We start from the raw sequence: 16772 nt of genomic DNA, 5'->3' as shown, positions 1-16772 counted from the left end.
TGCCCAGGCCCAGCACCGCGGTGCCGTTGGTGATCACGCCCACCAGGTTGCCGCGTGCGGTGTAGCGGAAAACATTGGCCGGATCGGCCACGATCTCCTCACAGGCCGCCGCCACGCCGGGCGAGTACGCCAGGGCCAGATCGCGCTGGTTGGTCAGTTGCTTGGTCGGCGTGACCGAGATTTTGCCGGGGCGCCCATGCTCGTGATATTCAAGGGCGGCTTTACGAAGGTTGGCATCCATAGGGCGGCTACTGGCTAATTAGGTGAGACACGGAAGAGGGGGGAATTCTATTCCCATGACGGGCAGCGCGATACGTCCACGGCGCCCGCCCCGCTTCTTCGAGACGAGCGGCGAAATCTTACAGCAAGCTGAAACGCAGTCAGGTTGCACGAGGCATGAATAAGGGAAAACGACCATCGGGATCAAACAGCGCCTTGACGCGGGCGTCCAGCCGGACCGTCGCCAGTCCAGGCGCCTCGGCCGTCGGGCCCGCCGCCGGACACGCCGGCGCGTCGGTCAGCGTCACGCTTTGCACCCAGGCCAGCGTGCCGCCGTGCCCAAGCAGAAGATGCGCCAGGTTCACGGTTGCCGGCGCGTCAGGTTTCAGCGCGTCCAGCCGGTAGCGGCCCAGCCAGTGGCAACCGTCGCGCGTGGCAAAGGCGTCTCCGCCCGAGGCCAGTTTGAACAGCGCGGGCACCAGGCTTTGCACGGTTGCCGAGCGCAGCGGCTGCACGTCGGCCTCGCCGAAGGGGCCCAGCGATTCTTCGATGCCATCGGCCAGCATCACGTCCACCGACAGCACGCCGGAGGCCGCGCAGCCCCCGGCCGGCCAGGGCGCCGGCGCCGCCAGCCATTCCGCCAGCGTCATCGCGCCGGGATAGCCTTCGAACTGCCGCAAACCGGCCTGGGTCAGGGCCGCCAGCGGCACACCCGGCTGCGCCCGCCAGCTCGGCGCATCGCCTGCCAGGCGGGCCAGGCCGGCCATTCGGGCCGGATCGATCCGCAGGCGCGGGCCGGCGGCTGGCGCGTAAGGCCCGGTCGCCCCCTCCAGCACCATGACGACGCGGTACTCCGCGCACAGCGTGCGCGCATGCGCCACATCGGCATCGCGCAACGGGGTCAGGATGGCCTGCGCCCCGCCGGGTCCGTCTTCACCCAGATCATGGACCTGTCCTTGGCACAGCAGCTTCAGGCGCTGCATGAAGGCTGCCCAGGGCGTCTGGGCCGGCCTGCGGCCAAGCAGGAAAGCGCGCCGGGATGGCTGCATGACTACAATTCCTTTTTCCGCTACAAAACGCTTTCGAGAATCCAATGCCCCGCCTTGCCACGCGCACCCATGATTTTCTGACTTTCCACGCAGTGGAACTCTTCAAGCAGGGACAGGCGCTGCAAGCGGCAGGCAAAGACATTATCAGCCTGGGCATCGGCGAACCGGACTTTACCGCGCCCCCTCAGGTCGTGGAAGCGCTGGAGCGCGCCGCCCGCGCCGGACTTAGCGGCTACAGCCCGCCCGCCGGCCTGATGCCGCTACGTGAAGCCATTGCGCAGTTCTACCATGACAAATTCGGCGCCAGGATAAATCCGGCACGCGTCATCGTGACCGCAGGCGCCTCGGGCGCGCTGACCCTGGCCTGCGCGGCGCTGGTCAACAGCGGCGGCGAAGTCCTGATGCCGGACCCGTCCTACCCGGCCAACAGCAATTTCGTGCTGGCGGCCGGCGGCGTACCTCGCCTGATTCCCAGTTCGGCGGCAAAGCGCTTCCAGTTGTCGGCCCAGGACGTCGCGCAAAACTGGTCCGCGGCCACGCAAGGCGTGATGGTGGCTTCGCCCAGCAACCCCACCGGCACGTCGATCGCCCCGGATGAACTTGCCGACCTGCTGGCGCAGGTCCGCGAGCGCGGCGGCTTCGCCATCGTCGACGAAATCTACCTGGGCCTGTCCTACGAGGGCGAAGCCCGCTCCGCGCTGACGCTGGACGACGACGTCATCATCATCAACAGCTTTTCGAAGTATTTCCACATGACGGGCTGGCGCCTGGGCTGGATGATCGTGCCCGAGGACATGGTGGCCCCGGTGGAGAAGATCGCCGCCAGCCTGGCGATCTGCGCGCCCACGCTTGCCCAGCACGCCGCCCTGGCCTGCTTCACGGAACAGGCGTTGAAGACTTTCGAGCACCGCCGCGAAGCCTTCAAGCAGCGCCGCGACTACCTGCTGCCCGAATTCGAGCGGCTGGGCATCCAGGTGCCGGTCAAACCGGATGGCGCCTTCTATATTTATGCCGACATCGGCAGCCTGGGCATGGACAGCGCCACGTTCTCGCAGCGCCTGCTGCTGGAAGCCGGCGTCGCCGCCGTGCCGGGCCTGGACTTCGGGCCGGCCCACGGCCACCACACCATGCGCTTTTCCTACGCCACGGGGCTGGACCGCCTGGAAGAGGCGGTGGCCCGCATCGGCAAACTGCTGCAAGGTTGAACCCAAAACAAAACGCGCCCCGATGGGGCGCGTTTTGCAATCAGGCGTTGCGGGCTGGCGTTGCCCCGGAATCAGTCCCGGGCCAGTGCAATGCCCGACGCCAGCGCCAGGCGCCGGCGTTCAGCCTGCACCTTGGCGCCGTAGCCGTTGTCGTCCGGCCCGGTGGAACCCACGTAACAGGCCAGGCCGCCATCGATGGAACCGCGGCGGTTGATGCAGTCGCGCAAGATCGTGGCCCCGACGCCGATATTGGCAACCGGGTCCAGCGCGGTCTTGCCGACGGCGTCAAACTTTTCCTGGTGCACGCTGGTCATGACTTGCATCAGGCCCTGCGCACCCACATGGCTTTCGGCCAGGGGGTTGTAGCGGGACTCGATGGCGATCACGGCCAGGACCAGCAAGGGGTCAAGCTGCTTTTCGCGGCTGACCTTGTACACGGTATTCAACAGCGGACCGGTGGCGTCATACGCCACCTTGTATTTGCGCGAGATATAGTTGCGCAACGCTTCCGCCTGTGGACCGGTCGCCACGTTGGCGGGCTTTTTCGGTACCGGAGGCGCAACGCGGGCCGGCCCCAGCATGCCGGTGGCATTGCTGGCGGGAGCGGTTGGAACGGCCATGGCAATTGCCGACGCAGTGTCGGAACCCAATTCGGAGCCGACATCGGATTCGGTGCCGGATTGCATGGATGAAGGCGCAAGGGCGGTCAACAAGGCTTTGTGCACTTGCAATGCTTGGTCGCGCAAACCAGGCAGGGCAAATCCCATGCTTACCGTCACAATCACTGCGATGCCCAGATAGACTGAACAGATACGCAAGGACTCGGCAAGATATTCGTGCACTCCTTGGGCCATATTCCTGAACAGGCTGGCCACTGACGCATCGGGCATAAAACCTCCTGCGTAAAAAAGAGGGAGTCAATGTTAACCTCTCTTTCTCCCTAAAATGTAACCAAATCGCTGGGATCTGTAGTGAAATACCGCGACCTTAGAGACTTCCTCGCTCAACTCGAACGGATGGGCGACCTGAAACGGATTGCCGCTCCGGTGTCGACACGGCTGGAAATGACCGAAATTTCCGACCGCGTCCTGCGTGCGGAAGGGCCTGCCCTGCTGTTCGAAAAAGCCCAGCATGACGGCAAGCCGGCGCAGATGCCGGTGCTTACCAATCTGTTCGGCACGCCCTCGCGCGTGGCCCGCGGCATGGGCGCCGACCACGTCAGCGCGCTGCGCGACATCGGCGAACTGCTGGCGTCCCTGCGCGAACCCGAAGCCCCCAAGGGCCTGCGCGACGCGCTGGCCAAGGTGTCGATGCTGAAGGCCGCCTTGTGGGACATGAGTCCGAAGAACGTCAAGAGCCCGGCGTGCCAGGAAGTGGTCTGGGAAGGCAAGGACGTGGACCTGACCCGCCTGCCGATCCAGACCTGCTGGCCCGGTGACGTGGCCCCGTTATTGACCTGGGGCCTGGTCATCACGCGCGGCCCCAATGCCAAGCGGCAGAACCTGGGCATCTACCGCCAGCAGTTGCTGGGACCGAACAAGCTGATCATGCGCTGGCTGTCGCACCGGGGCGGCGCGCTGGACTTCCGCGATCACGCGCTGGCCAACCCGGGCACGCCCTTCCCCATCGCCGTCGCGTTGGGCGCCGACCCGGCCACCACGCTGGGCGCCGTCACGCCCGTGCCAGACAGCCTGTCCGAATACCAGTTCGCCGGCCTGCTGCGCGGCTCCCGCACCGAAGTCGCTCAGGCCCTGGGCAGCAACCTGTCTGTGCCGGCCTGGGCCGAAATCGTGCTCGAGGGCCATTTACTGCCGTCGTCCGACCCGCGCGCCGTCAAGCCCGTGGTGCCCGAAGGCGTCAACCCGCCGCCCAACAGCGACTACGAAATGGCGCTGGAAGGTCCGTATGGCGACCACACCGGTTACTACAACGAGCAAGACTGGTTCCCCGTTTTCACGGTCGAGCGCATCACGATGCGCCGCAATCCCATCTACCACTCGACCTACACCGGCAAACCGCCCGACGAACCCGCCGTGCTCGGCGTGGCGTTAAACGAGGTCTTCGTGCCCTTGCTGCGCCGCCAGTTGCCGGAAATCGTGGACTTCTACCTGCCGCCGGAAGGCTGCAGCTACCGGCTGGCCGTGGTGTCGATCCGCAAGCAATACGCGGGGCACGCCAAGCGCGTCATGTTCGGCCTCTGGAGCATCCTGCGCCAGTTCATGTATACCAAGTTCATCGTGGTCGTGGACGAAGACATCAATCCGCGCGACTGGAAGGAAGTGGTGTGGGCGATGACCACGCGCATGGACCCGGTGCGCGACACCCTGCTGGTCGAGAACACGCCTATCGATTATCTGGACTTCGCGTCACCCGTGTCCGGCCTCGGCGGCAAGATGGGCCTTGACGCTACCAATAAGTGGCCCGGCGAAACCCACCGGGAATGGGGCACCCCCATCACCATGGATGCCGACGTCAAAAAGCGCGTGGACGACCTGTGGGGCCAGCTGGGCCTGTGACCCTTGCCGGGCGGCAACGGCTGCTGCTCCAAAACAAACCCCGCCTGCGTGGCGGGGTTTGTTTTGGACGGTGCGGAAAATCGCGCCACTGACGCGTGTCTGCTACGCGCGTCTGCTAACGCGAATCCGATTTTCCGTCCTCTTTGGAGCTTTGCCACAGCTTGTACAACTGCCAGCCGACCAATGCGCCGCCAGCAACCTTCAGCAGCTTGAAGCGCTTGCCGCCACGCATGAGCAGCGTCGACAGCGACGAGCTGACCAGCGGATAACGCCGAGCCAGCGTGATCGCCTGCAACGCCCAGCGCGAGGCGCCACCCGAAGCCAGCCGGGGCAGCAAGCCGCGGAGGATCGAGGACGGTTCCAGTCTGCGGCCGGTGCTGATGATGCCTTGCGCCAGCGACTCGCGTTCAATCGCGGCGCGGGCGCGCAGCAATTCAATGCGGACGGCGCGATCAACGGTAGGAGACCTTTTCGACATGGTTCAGTCCTCCTCGCGCCGGCGTACCGGCGCGTCGTCGTCGTCCTGCGCATCGCGGACCCGGTCCAGCAGTTCCGCATCGCGGCCCAGCTCTTCAAGGGTGGCCGCGAACGGCGGCGCGCCATATACCAGCCCGTGGCGTACCGCCAGCAGCAGCCCAAGGCCGACCACGCCATAGAAAGCCGCCAAGAGGCCCAGGGCCAGATAGCGGTCTTCGGTGGGCCAGAACAGCACCGCCACCGTCACCGTGAACACCAGCACCGCCAGCGTCAGGAACAGCAACGCAGCAAAAGCCATGCCCAGCAACTTGAGCAAGCGCGCCTTTTCATCGGCGGCTTCAAGCGCCAGCAACTCCAGGCGCGTGCGCGTCAGCCCGACCAGACTGGACGCAACGCCGAAAACAGATTTTCGTAGACCCATGGCGTCAAGAACGCCGGGCGGGCAACGCGGCACATGGCCGACGCCGCCCGCCCGGACATTCAAGCCTTATCAGCGGCGGCTGATCAGCAAGCCGAGCAGCAGGCCGGTCACGCCCGCGATGCCGATGGCCTGCCAGGGATTGTCGTGCACGTAGTCGTCCGTGGCGCGGGCGGCTTTGCGGCCGCGTTCCAGCACGGCGTCTTGCGCCTCGTAAAGGGCTTCGCGCGTACGCTTGAGCGAGGTCATGGCGCGGTCGCGCAATTCGTTTGCCTTTTCGCCGGTGGTGCCCGCTGCTTCACGCAGCAGGTTTTCCGCGTCATTCAAACTGGTCTTGACACTGTCGATGAGTTTTTCTTTTGCGACTTCTTCGGATTTTCTCGTGGCCATTTTTTGAGCTCCTGTTGTGTGTCTATGACAAAACCATCATACCAGCCGCCATGCCCGCTGCATGGCATGCTTGCTACCGTCTGCTACTTGATCTGCGTAATTTCGACGGCCGACTTCACGCCGCCTTGATCGATGTCTTGCTTCATCACCAGATTCACCGACGGACAGTACCAGTCGGTGACCGTGGTGTTCATGCCGGGGATCGGGATGGTCAAGCCCTGGAAGGTGGCCATGGTGGGATCGGAATTGCGCGAGTACGTGATGGGATGGCACGACTGCTGGCCCAACGCCGTGTTCACCGGCGTCTTCTGGCCCACGCTCTTTTCGCCGATACGCACCGTGGTGCTGGGCTGACCACCCACCGGCGCTTCCTTGCCGATCTTCAAGCGGAACGACGAACCCGGCAGTTTCTGGCCGGCATTGAGCTTGCCGTCGTAGGCGAACAGACCCAGCATGCGCAGGTCGAACTGGCCTTCGGAAGGCTTCGGGGCCTCGCCGGCGCTGGCGTACTTCAGGAAGGTGGCCTGGCCGCCCTTCACCGTCATCAAATAGTCCAGCTTGGATTTTCCTGGCGGCAAACCGGCGTAGCTGAAGGTTGCTATGCCCTGCACGCGCGCGCGGCAATTGTCGCCATTGCTTTTTGTAACTTCGGCGAAGGTCAGGTCCGCGCCCAGCGACAGGTTGCCCGTGCCGGTCAACTGCACCGCGCCGCCATCATGCATGAACTGCGCGTCGCACACGCCGGCCTGCGCCGAAGCGGCCGCGCCCAACGCGCCCGCCGCCAAAATCAGGGATGCCATTTTTCGCATCGTCACAAGCCACTCCAGAAATCAGAAAACGCCGTCCGCTACCCGCGACGGCTGGCTTGATACTACACCGGTTGCCGTGCCCGGCGTATGTCCACTCGTGACCGCCGCGGCGGCCGCCGGTCAGCCTATGCTGCCGCCGCCACCGCGGCGGGCATCCGGCTGATCAGGGCCTGGATTTCCGGCACGCAGGAGCCGCAGCCGGTACCGCAACCCAGGGTGGTTTTCAGCGCCGCCATATCGCAGCCGCGTCCGATGCCCGCGATGATGGCCGCCTCGCTGACGCCGTTGCAGACGCAGACGGTGCGCGACCGCGCGGCGCCCGTCACGCGCCCGGTCAGCAAGGCGGACACGCTGGCCGGCGCCGGCGCCCCCGCCGCCCAGGACAGCAGCGCGTCCTGCGCCCGCAAATCGCCGGCCAGCAGAAAGGCGCGCAACGCGCCCTGCTCCACCGCTACCCGGCGCATCCTGCCGCGGGCCGTGTCATCGAACACCACGTCGGCACGGCTCAACCCCAGCGCATCGGCCAGCTCGGCCAGGCGCGCGGGCTCCGGCGCGGCGGCGGCCGCCAGCCGGATCCGCGCGCCACCGGCGCCAATGGGCAGCACCACCGCGTAATCAAAACCGCGCAGCCAGGGCGCCAGATGCGCGCGCACGGCCGCGCCGTCGCCCTGCAGCCAGCCCGACGCCTGCCACGGCAAGTCGGCGGGCTCGACCGAAATGGCGCTGAACTTCAGTTCAGGTTGGCGCGACACCGGGTCCACCGCCGGACTCGTCAACGCGTTGACGCCCAGACCCGCCATGAACGCGCTACCCCAGTGCATCGGCAGAAAGGCCTGCCCGGGTTGCACACCGTCGTCTTCGCGCACCGGCAACACCACGCTGCCGCGCCGGGAACGCAGCCGCGCAAGCTGGCCTGGCGCAAGCGCGAGCCGGCGCATATCGTCGCCATGCAGGGACACCCACGGCTCTTCGACATGCTGCGTCAATACCCGCGCGAGCGACGTGCGCGCCATCGTGTGCCAATGGTCGCGCAGCCGGCCGGTCGTCAGTCGAAGGGGAAACTCGGGCGTCACCGCGTCGGCGGGGGGGAGATAGTCCACGTCGCAAAAGCGGGCGCGCCCGCTGGGCGTGGGGAAGACGCCGTCGGCGTACAAACGCACGGCGCCCCGGCCTGCGCGATAGGGCCACTGCTGCGGCCCGTCGCGGTCCAGAACGCCATAGTCCAATGCGCTGTAGTCCAGATCGCGCCCTGCGGTCATGCGCGCGTGTTCGGCGAACACGTCGCTTTCATCGCGATAGGCGAACCGCGCGACCTTGTCCGGCGCGATGCGGGCGGCCAGCCGCTGCGCCACCGCCTGCGCCAACCGCCAATCCGGCTGGGCATCGCCAGGCGGCGCAATGGCCGCCTGCACGCGGCTGATGCGGCGTTCGGAATTCGTCACCGTGCCGGATTTCTCCGGCCACGTCGCGGCGGGCAGCACCACGTCGGCGTACGCCAACGTTTCCGTGCCCGCGAAGGCCTCCTGCACGATGACGCATTCGGCACGCGCCAGCGCCGCGCGCACCCGAGCCTGGTCTGGCAAGGACTGCGCCGGGTTGGTCGCCGCAATCCACAACACCTTGATGCGCCCTTCCAGCACCGCGTCGAACATGTCCAATGCCGGGGTTCCCGGCGCATCGGGCAGGCGGTCCACGCCCCATAGCGCGGCGACTTCGGCGCGGTCCGAGGCGCAAGCAGGATCCCGGTGGCCCGGCAGTAACGTGGCCATGCCGCCGGCCTCGCGGCCGCCCATCGCGTTGGGTTGGCCCGTCAGCGAAAACGGGCCCGCGCCCGGCTTGCCGATCTGGCCCGTCGCCAGATGCAGATGAATCAGCGCCATGTTCTTGTCGGTGCCGCGGGTCGACTGGTTCAGCCCCATCGTATAGAGCGACAGCGCTGATCGTGCGCCACCGAACCAGCGGGCCGCCTGGATGATGTCCTCGGCGGGCACGCCGCAAATGCGTTGCGCGACTTGCGGCGAGAAGGCGTCCACGCGTGCAAGCAACGCCTCGAATCCTTCGGTGTGGCGCTGGATGTAGCCGGTATCGATCAAGCCTTCACGCGCCATGACGTGCAGCATGGCGTGGAACAGGGCCACGTCGGTGCCCGGCGCGATCGGCAGGTGCAGGTCCGCGAACGCGGACGTATCCGTGCGCCGCGGGTCCACCGCGATCACCTTCATGTCTGGCCGCCGCGCGCGGGCCGCCTCCAGGCGGCGAAACAGAACGGGATGCGCGTAAGCCATGTTGGAGCCGGCGATCAGCACGGTGTCCGCCAATTCCAGGTCGTCGTAGCACGCGGGCGGCGCGTCGGCGCCCAGCGTGCGCTTATAGCCCGACACCGCGCTGGACATGCACAGTCGGGAATTGGTGTCGATATTGTTGGTGCCGGCCAGGGCGCGCGCCAGCTTGTTGAAGACGGCATAGTCTTCCGTCAGCAACTGGCCCGACAGATAGAAGCCCACGGCGTCGGGGCCGTGCAAGCGGATCGCGCGGGCCAGGGCCTCGGCGGCAAGGTCCAGCGCCTGCCCCAGCCCGATATCCCGCAGGGGTTGGTCCCGCGCCTCGCGCCATTGCGCCGACAGCACGCGCGAGCCGTCGCGACGCACCGTGTCACCCAGCGCCAGCCCCTTGCTGCACAGCTTGCCGTGGTTGGCGGGGTGCGTCTCGTCGCCGCGGACGCGCAGCACGGCGCCCTCCCGAACATGAACACGCACGCCGCAGCCCGTGCCGCAGTAACAGCACACCGACGCTACCTCGCGTTCTTCGCTGGCATCGACGATCGGCACCCGCGCAAGTGACGGCATGTCCATCGCTTATCCTCCCGCCACGCTTTCGCCCGCCATCAACCGGTCGCGCAAGCTACCGATGTCCCGGCCTTCGCGGATCAGACGCATATACCAGGCGCCGTCCGCCGTGTCGCCGTACAGGCAAGCGCCCACCAGCTTGTCGCCGCGGATGACCAGCTTCTTGTAGACGCCGTCCAGCGCATCGGACAACGTAATGCTCTCGGTCTGCGCGTCTCCCGCGAAGTCCCCGGCGGAAAAGAGATCAATGCCGGTGACCTTCAATTTGGCCGACGTCACGCTGCCTTCGTAGCGGCCGATACCGTGCAGGGCCAGATGGTTGGCCGCCACCCTGGCCTGTTCGAACAAGGGCGCGACCAGGCCGTAGGCCGTGCCGCGATGGCTGACGCATTCACCCACCGCATAGATGCGCGGATCGTAAGTCTGCAAGGTGTCGGTCACCACCACGCCCCGGTCCACATGCAGTCCGCAGCGTTCTGCCAGCTCGGTGTTGGGCCGCACGCCCGCTGCCATCACCACCAGGTCCGCCGGAATCTCCTGCCCGTCGGCAAAGCGCAGCGCACGGACGCGGCCGTCATCGCCCCCCAGAATCGCCTGCGTCTGGCGTCCCAGCAGAAAGGTCAGGCCACGCGCCTCCAGGCTGTTCCGCAACATCGCGGACGCCTCGCCGTCCAATTGGCGGTCCAGCAACGCGTGGCCCAGATGCACGACCGACACGTGCATGCCGCGCGCGGCCAGTCCGTTGGCAGCCTCCAGGCCCAGCAGCCCGCCCCCGACCACCACGGCATGCCGGTAGCGCGAGGAGGCTTCGATCATGCGGTTCACGTCGGCGATATCGCGAAAGGCGACCACGCCGCCCAGACCAGTGCCCGGAATGGATGGAATGAACGGGTTCGAACCGGTGGCCAGCAGCAGGCGGTCATATGGCGCTTCGGCGCCGTCGTCGGCCTGCACAACACGGCGCACCCGGTCCACCCGCGTCACCTTGCGGTTGCGCAACAGCCGTATGCCGTGGCGGGCATACCAATCTTCGTCGTTCAGCACGATGTCCTGCAACGTCCGCTCGCCGGTCAGCACGGGTGACAGCAGGATCCGGTTGTAGTTGGTGTGAGGCTCGGCCCCGAACACCGTGATGTCGTATAGATCGGGCGCCAGCGCCAGCAATTCCTCCACGGTGCGGATGCCCGCCATGCCGTTGCCCACCACCACCAGCTTTTGCTTAGCGCCCATGTCAGTCCCCGTGACCCGCCTTCAGGCCGCGGCGCGGGTCGCGACGGCGGCGCCGTCGTTCTCCGCCGCCCGTTCGGAATCGGCGGCGTCCAGGACGGCATTGGCCTGCGCCGCCGCCTGCGACCGCTCGGGATTGCCGTGGCGGCGGTGCAGGAAATCCACCACGGACGCGCGGCATGCCAGATAGGTCGCGTCATTGGCCAGCCGCACGCGGTCACGCGGGCGCGGCAGCGGCACGGGCAGGATCTCGCCGATGGTCGCGGCCGGGCCATTGGTCAGCATGACGATGCGGTCGGACAGCAACACGGCCTCGTCCACGTCATGCGTGACCATGATGGTGGTGGTGCGGGTCTTGGCCACGATCTTCAGCAGTTCATCTTGCAGGTGCGCGCGGGTCAGCGCATCCAACGCGCCGAATGGCTCGTCCATGAGCAACACGCCCGGCTCGATCGCCAGCGCCCGGGCAATGCCCACGCGCTGCTTCATGCCGCCCGAGATTTCCCGCGGAAGCTTGTTTTGCGCCGGCACCAGGCCCACCAGTTCCAGCGCGGCGCGCGTGCGCTCGGCCAGTTGCGGGCGTTTTTCCTTGCCGCCGAACACGCGCTCGACCGCCAGGTACACGTTCTGGAAGCAGGTCAGCCACGGCAGCAGCGAATGGTTCTGGAACACGACGGCACGGTCCGGCCCCGGCCCGGTGATCTCCCGTTCGGCACACAGCAGCACGCCGCTGGTCGGGCGCGTCAGCCCCGCGATCAGGTTCAGCAAGGTGGACTTGCCGCAGCCCGAATGGCCGATCAGCGTGATGAACTCGCCCTGGTCCACCGTCAGGTCGATGTCGCGCAGCGCCACGAAAGCGCCCTTGCGGGTCGTGAACGTCTGGCCCACGCGTTCGATACGTACGAATTTCTTCATGGCGCTACTCCTCGGTGTAGGTGAATCGGCGAGCCAGCGCGACCAGCAGGGTTTCCAGCAGCAGCCCCACGATGCCGATCACGAAGATGGCGATGACGATGTGCTCCACCTTCAGGTTGTTCCACTCGTCCCACAGCCAGAAGCCGATGCCGGTGCCGCCGGTCAGCATTTCCGCCGCCACGATCACCAGCCACGCGGTGCCGATGGACAAGCGCACGCCGGTCAGCATGTAGGGCAGCACCGCCGGCAACAGCACCTTGGTCGTGACCTTCCATTCCGACAGGTTCAGCACCCGCGCCACGTTCAGGTAGTCCTGTGGCACGCGCGACACGCCTACGGCCGTGTTGATGATCATCGGCCAGATCGAACAGATGAAAATGGCCCAGATCGCGGCCGGGTTGGCCGCCTTGAACAGCAGCAGGCCCAGCGGCAGCCAGGCCAGCGGCGACACGGGCCGCAGCAGGCTCACGATGGGCGAGAACATGGCGTTGACCGCGGCGTACCGGCCGATGGCGAACCCGACCGGTATGCCGATCACCGCCGCCAGCCCGAAGCCGATCGCCACGCGCTCCAGCGACGCCAGCAGGTTCCAGCCGATGCCCTTGTCGTTCGGGCCGTTGTCATAGAACGGATCCGAGAACAGTTCGACGGCCGCATGCCAGGTGACGCCCGGCGTTGGAATCTCCGGGATCCGCATGGCCACCACCTGCCACACCAGCACGAACAGCGCGAAGCCGGCCACCGGGCCCGCCACGGCTTTCAGCACCGATTCAAGCCGTTCGCGCCCGGCGGCGAGTATCGCGTCGGTGCGGCCCACATTCGTTACGGTAGACATTGCATGCCCCTTTTTCGTATCGGCGCTCAAACCTTGACCTTGAACCCGTCGGCATAGGCCGCGGGATTGCTGCCGTCCCACACCACGCCGTCAATCAACGTGGAGCTGCGCGTTTCGCTGGCGGGCAAGGCCACGCCGGCAGCCGACGCGGCCTGCTTGTAGAGGTCGATGCGGTTGACCTGCTTGGCCATCGCCAGATAGTCCGGGTGCGCTTTCAACAGGCCCCAGCGCTTGTGCTGCGTCAGGAACCACATGCCGTCGCTCAGATACGGAAAGTTGGCCGCACCGTCGGCGTGAAAGCGCATCGCGTGCTCGTCGGTCCACGACTTGCCCAGGCCGTTCTCGTAGCGTCCCTGCATGCGATCGACGATGCCGCTGGCGTCCGTGTTGACATAGGATTTGGCGGCAATGGTCTCTGCCGTCTTCTGACGATTGGCGGGCGACGCGTCGATCCACTTTCCGGCCTCCAGGATCGCCGCGGTGACGGCGCGCGCCGTGTTCGGGTGGCGCGACACGAATTCGGCGCTGGTGCCCAGCACCTTTTCGGGATGGTCCTGCCAGATGCCCTGCGTGGTCACGGCGGTGAAGCCGATCTTGTCCATGATGGCGCGCGCGCCCCACGGTTCGCCCACGCAGAAGCCGTCCATATTGCCCACGCGCATGTTCGCCACCATCTGCGGCGGCGGCACCGTGATGACCTTGGCGTCCTTCATCGGATTGATGCCGTAGGCCGCCAGCCAGTAGTACAGCCACATGGCGTGCGTGCCGGTCGGAAAGGTCTGCGCAAACGTGTATTCGCGCTTGTCGGTCGCCATCAGCTTGGCCAGCGATTCGCCATCGCGCGCGCCCGCCTGCAATAGCTTGTTCGACAGCGTGATCGCCTGGCCGTTCTGATTCAGGTTCATCAGCACGGCCATGTCTTTCTTCGGTCCGCCGACGCCCAGGTGCACGCCGTAGATCAGCCCGTACAGCACATGCGCCATGTCCAGTTCGCCATTCATGAGCTTGTCGCGCACGGCCGCCCACGAGGCTTCCTTGGATGGGGTGATCGTCACGCCATACTTCTTGTCGATGCCCAGCACCGAGGCCATCACCACCGAGGCGCAATCCGTCAGCGGAATGAAGCCGATCTTCACCTCGGTCTTCTCGGGCGCATCGGTGCCTGCCGCCCAGGCGCCCGCGCGCACCAGCGGATCGACCAGCGACAACAGGCTTGCGCCTGCCACCGCGCGCACCGTTCCGCTCAACCACTTGCGGCGGCCGGCGTCGGCGGTCAGGTCCGCGCCGACGGCGGGGCGGGTCGAGGGGCTACGTGTCACTGGCGTCATGCATGGCTCCTGGCAAAAAAAAACGTCCCGCGCGCCATGGAATCCAGTCCATTGGCGCTGCGGAACGTCGTTGTCCCTTGCCGCGAATCGCGGCGCGTTGCGTTGGGCGACCGCCGTTGGCCCCCGATGGTTCTTAAGCAAGCCCCGTGCCAGGAGGGCGGTTTGTTGCCCCGGCGGCGCCGCAGCCCGCGCCAATAGGGGCTTTCCGGTCAAGTGGCCTGGCGCTGGACGACGCCGACGCGCCTTGCCGCGAACCAAATTGGTGCAAGCCCCGACGCGGCGGCGCACCATGCCTGTGCGGCGCACGCCCTGCGACTGTGCCTTGCCGCCGCCGCCCGCGCGCCGGCCGGATGGCACGGAACTTGCATGATTGGAAGCATCCGGGGGGTCTCATGCTGAAGGTGATGCTGCTGAACGATGGCGAAGGACGCGCGGCGTCGCTGCGGCAGACGCTTGCCGCAGCGGGGGTGCGCGTCGTCGCGGAAATGGCGCCTGGCATGGACCTGGCCGCCGCCATTGCCCAGGCGGCGCCCGACGTCGTGCTGATCGACAGCGACGCCCCCGGGCGCGACACGCTGGAAAACGTCTGCGTGGCCAGCGAACACAGCGACCGCCCGGTCGTGATGTTCACCGACAATGGCAACCGGGACACCATCCGCAGCGCCTTGCGGGCCGGCGTCGCGGCCTATGTGGTGGGCGATGTGCCGGCGGCCCGCATCGAACCGCTATTGACGGTGGCGATCGAACGCTTCGCCATGGAGAAATCGCGGCGCGAAGAACTGCGCGAAGCGCAATTGCGCCTGGCGGACCGGCAATGGGTGGAAAAGGCCAAGGGGATTCTGATGAAGGCGCGCGCCATTCCCGAAGACGAAGCGCACCGCCTGTTGCGCGAACGCGCCATGCAAAGCCAGAAGCGTCTGGGCGAAGTCGCCCGCGAGGTCGTCGAAATGAGCCAATGGCTGGGTAAAGCCTAGCCACATGACTTTTAGCTATATGGATTCAAGAAATCAAAAGTTGTGGGGACGAAACCCGCTCCCTATGATCAGTTGATATTTCACCGGGTACGCCCGGAGCGGGCATTTGATGAAGCTTTTCCCGATTTTCGCCGACCTGAAAGGCCGGCTGGTGCTAGTAGTGGGCGGTGGCGCGGTCGCCGAGCGCAAGACGCTGGCCCTGCTGGAAGCCACGGCCGACGTCGTCGTGGGCGCACCGGCACTGACACCGGCTCTGGCCGCGCTGGCCGCCCAGGGCCGTATCCGCCATCTGGAAGGCCGATTTGATCCCGCCTGGCTGGATGAGGTCTGGCTTGTGGTCGCCGCCACCGACGACCGCGCGGCCAACGCCGCGGTATCCGACGCCGCCGGCGCTCGCCGCATCTTCACGAATGTCGTGGACGACCCGGAATTGTCATCGTTCCAGGTGCCGTCCATCGTGGACCGGTCGCCCGTCATCGTGGCCATTTCGTCTTCCGGCGTGGCGCCAGTGCTGGCGCGCCGCATCCGCGAACGCATTGAATCCCTGTTCGACCACACCTTAGGCCAGCTGGCCGGGCTGGCCGCTACCTACCGCAAGCGCATACGGGCCAGTCATCCTGACCTGGGCGCACGCCGCCGTTTCTACGACTGGCTGCTGGATGGTCCTGTGGCGGGCTTCCTGCGCCAGCAACAGCCCGCGCAGGCTGAAGCGGCGTTGGCCGACGCGCTGGCCGCGCCGCTTCAGCCCGCCGAGGGCAGCGTGGTGCTGGTGGGGGCAGGCCCCGGCGACCCCGGCCTGCTGACGTTGAAGGCGCTGCGCGCCTTGAACGAAGCCGACGTGATTCTCTATGACCGGCTGGTCAGCGACGACGTCATGTCGCTGGCGCGCCGCGACGCCGACCGCGTGCCGGTGGGCAAGCTGCCCGGCGAAAACCACCACGCCACCCAGGTGCGCATCCACGCGCTGCTCGTCGAGCACGCGCGGGCGGGCCGCCGCGTGGTTCGCCTGAAAGGGGGCGATGCGTTCATTTTCGGACGAGGTGGCGAAGAACTGGAATATCTGCGCGCGCATGGCGTGCGCTATGAAGTGGTGCCTGGCATCACGGCCGCGCTGGCCTGTGCGGCCTACGCCGGCATCCCGCTGACGCATCGCGAACACGCGCAGTCGGTGCGGCTGATCACGGCGCATTGCCGCGAGGATGAAGACAACCTGGACTGGCCCGCGCTGGCGCGCGAGCGGCAGACGCTGGCGTTCTACATGGGGGTGGGCCAACTTGACCTGCTGACCCGGCGCCTGCTGCATCACGGCCGGTCTGCCCAAACGCCCTTCGCGCTGATCGAGAACGGCAGCCGGCCCGAACAGCGCGTGGTGTCGGGCACGCTGGAAGATCTGCCGCGCCTGGCCGCCACGCACGGCATTCAATCGCCTGCCCTGCTGATCGTGGGCGAAGTGGCCGGGCTGGCGCCGAAGTTGCAGTGGTTTGGCCAACACACCGACGGCCGCGCGCAGCAACTGGCGGCCTGAAGGGTTACGCGGGTTACGCGCGCTTGACGGCTTGGTGCC

General features: G+C 66.7%; 14 protein-coding genes and 2 pseudogenes. 4 read left to right on the top strand and 12 right to left on the bottom strand.

The window, feature by feature from the left end:
- Together CQ050_RS19215 and CQ050_RS19210 are read right to left on the bottom strand one after the other, a co-directional pair.
- A pseudogene (locus tag CQ050_RS19215) lies at window positions 1-241 on the bottom strand (NADP-dependent malic enzyme); the annotation flags it as partial.
- Window positions 242-380: 139 nt separating this feature from the next.
- Window positions 381-1268, bottom strand: a complete 888-nt coding sequence (locus CQ050_RS19210; RefSeq protein ID WP_105558421.1) for an FAD-binding protein — start codon at window positions 1266-1268, stop codon at window positions 381-383.
- Between the two features lie 44 nt (window positions 1269-1312).
- Between CQ050_RS19210 and CQ050_RS19205 the strand changes: the two genes are divergently transcribed.
- On the top strand, window positions 1313-2473 hold the full coding sequence (locus CQ050_RS19205; protein WP_105558420.1) for a pyridoxal phosphate-dependent aminotransferase: 1161 nt from the start codon (window positions 1313-1315) through the stop codon (window positions 2471-2473).
- 71 nt (window positions 2474-2544) lie between these two features.
- Here the strand turns inward: CQ050_RS19205 and CQ050_RS19200 are convergent, their stop codons facing one another.
- A complete protein-coding gene (locus CQ050_RS19200; protein WP_105558419.1) occupies window positions 2545-3363 on the bottom strand; it encodes a lytic transglycosylase domain-containing protein in 819 nt (272 codons plus the stop codon).
- 81 nt (window positions 3364-3444) lie between these two features.
- Between CQ050_RS19200 and ubiD the strand changes: the two genes are divergently transcribed.
- Entirely contained in the window at window positions 3445-4989 is a 1545-nt protein-coding gene (ubiD, locus tag CQ050_RS19195) for a 4-hydroxy-3-polyprenylbenzoate decarboxylase (protein ID WP_105558418.1), read from the top strand.
- A gap of 115 nt (window positions 4990-5104) precedes the next feature.
- Here ubiD and CQ050_RS19190 read toward each other — a convergent pair whose 3' ends face one another.
- From CQ050_RS19190 to CQ050_RS19150, 9 genes and pseudogenes are all read right to left on the bottom strand, one after another.
- Entirely contained in the window at window positions 5105-5467 is a 363-nt protein-coding gene (locus tag CQ050_RS19190; RefSeq protein ID WP_105558417.1) for a hypothetical protein, read from the bottom strand.
- Window positions 5468-5470: 3 nt separating this feature from the next.
- Complete coding sequence (locus CQ050_RS19185) at window positions 5471-5887, bottom strand: phage holin family protein (RefSeq protein WP_105558432.1); 417 nt, start codon at window positions 5885-5887, stop codon at window positions 5471-5473.
- Between the two features lie 69 nt (window positions 5888-5956).
- Entirely contained in the window at window positions 5957-6274 is a 318-nt protein-coding gene (locus tag CQ050_RS19180) for a YqjD family protein (protein ID WP_006221213.1), read from the bottom strand.
- Window positions 6275-6357: 83 nt separating this feature from the next.
- A complete protein-coding gene (locus tag CQ050_RS19175; protein WP_199196871.1) occupies window positions 6358-7083 on the bottom strand; it encodes a hypothetical protein in 726 nt (241 codons plus the stop codon).
- A gap of 125 nt (window positions 7084-7208) precedes the next feature.
- On the bottom strand, window positions 7209-9935 hold the full coding sequence (locus CQ050_RS19170) for a nitrate reductase (RefSeq protein ID WP_105558415.1): 2727 nt from the start codon (window positions 9933-9935) through the stop codon (window positions 7209-7211).
- Between the two features lie 9 nt (window positions 9936-9944).
- Window positions 9945-11159 (bottom strand): annotated as a pseudogene (locus CQ050_RS19165) (NAD(P)/FAD-dependent oxidoreductase); the annotation flags it as partial.
- Between the two features lie 21 nt (window positions 11160-11180).
- A complete protein-coding gene (locus CQ050_RS19160; RefSeq protein WP_105558413.1) occupies window positions 11181-12071 on the bottom strand; it encodes an ABC transporter ATP-binding protein in 891 nt (296 codons plus the stop codon).
- 4 nt (window positions 12072-12075) lie between these two features.
- Window positions 12076-12906 carry a nitrate ABC transporter permease gene (gene ntrB / locus CQ050_RS19155; RefSeq protein WP_105558412.1) on the bottom strand — a complete coding sequence of 277 codons (831 nt, stop codon included), beginning with the start codon at window positions 12904-12906 and terminating at the stop codon, window positions 12076-12078.
- Window positions 12907-12932: 26 nt separating this feature from the next.
- Window positions 12933-14234, bottom strand: a complete 1302-nt coding sequence (locus CQ050_RS19150; RefSeq protein WP_105558411.1) for a CmpA/NrtA family ABC transporter substrate-binding protein — start codon at window positions 14232-14234, stop codon at window positions 12933-12935.
- Between the two features lie 392 nt (window positions 14235-14626).
- Here CQ050_RS19150 and CQ050_RS19145 point away from each other — a divergent pair, with 392 nt between their 5' ends.
- Window positions 14627-15208, top strand: a complete 582-nt coding sequence (locus CQ050_RS19145; protein WP_105558410.1) for an ANTAR domain-containing response regulator — start codon at window positions 14627-14629, stop codon at window positions 15206-15208.
- A 109-nt stretch (window positions 15209-15317) separates the two neighbouring features.
- Window positions 15318-16733 (top strand): siroheme synthase CysG, encoded by a 1416-nt coding sequence (gene cysG, locus CQ050_RS19140; protein WP_105558409.1) that lies wholly within the window; start codon window positions 15318-15320, stop codon window positions 16731-16733.
- Window positions 16734-16772: the final 39 nt, after the last annotated feature.

The sequence above is a fragment of the Achromobacter sp. MYb9 genome (assembly GCF_002975275.1).
Classification (GTDB): domain Bacteria; phylum Pseudomonadota; class Gammaproteobacteria; order Burkholderiales; family Burkholderiaceae_B; genus Achromobacter.
This window is presented reverse-complemented; position numbering and strand designations above follow the sequence as displayed.

Bases quoted from the DNA above. Each gene is read 5' to 3' on its own strand.
- CQ050_RS19205 (WP_105558420.1), top strand. From the start codon at position 1,313: ATGCCCCGCCTTGCCACGCGCACCCATGATTTTCTGACTTTCCACGCA.
- CQ050_RS19210 (WP_105558421.1), bottom strand. From the start codon at position 1,268: ATGCAGCCATCCCGGCGCGCTTTCCTGCTTGGCCGCAGGCCGGCCCAG.
- CQ050_RS19200 (WP_105558419.1), bottom strand. From the start codon at position 3,363: ATGCCCGATGCGTCAGTGGCCAGCCTGTTCAGGAATATGGCCCAAGGA.
- CQ050_RS19185 (WP_105558432.1), bottom strand. From the start codon at position 5,887: ATGGGTCTACGAAAATCTGTTTTCGGCGTTGCGTCCAGTCTGGTCGGG.
- CQ050_RS19180 (WP_006221213.1), bottom strand. From the start codon at position 6,274: ATGGCCACGAGAAAATCCGAAGAAGTCGCAAAAGAAAAACTCATCGAC.
- CQ050_RS19170 (WP_105558415.1), bottom strand. From the start codon at position 9,935: ATGGACATGCCGTCACTTGCGCGGGTGCCGATCGTCGATGCCAGCGAA.
- CQ050_RS19150 (WP_105558411.1), bottom strand. From the start codon at position 14,234: ATGACGCCAGTGACACGTAGCCCCTCGACCCGCCCCGCCGTCGGCGCG.
- CQ050_RS19190 (WP_105558417.1), bottom strand. From the start codon at position 5,467: ATGTCGAAAAGGTCTCCTACCGTTGATCGCGCCGTCCGCATTGAATTG.
- ntrB (WP_105558412.1), bottom strand. From the start codon at position 12,906: ATGTCTACCGTAACGAATGTGGGCCGCACCGACGCGATACTCGCCGCC.
- cysG (WP_105558409.1), top strand. From the start codon at position 15,318: ATGAAGCTTTTCCCGATTTTCGCCGACCTGAAAGGCCGGCTGGTGCTA.
- CQ050_RS19175 (WP_199196871.1), bottom strand. From the start codon at position 7,083: ATGCGAAAAATGGCATCCCTGATTTTGGCGGCGGGCGCGTTGGGCGCG.
- CQ050_RS19145 (WP_105558410.1), top strand. From the start codon at position 14,627: ATGCTGAAGGTGATGCTGCTGAACGATGGCGAAGGACGCGCGGCGTCG.
- CQ050_RS19160 (WP_105558413.1), bottom strand. From the start codon at position 12,071: ATGAAGAAATTCGTACGTATCGAACGCGTGGGCCAGACGTTCACGACC.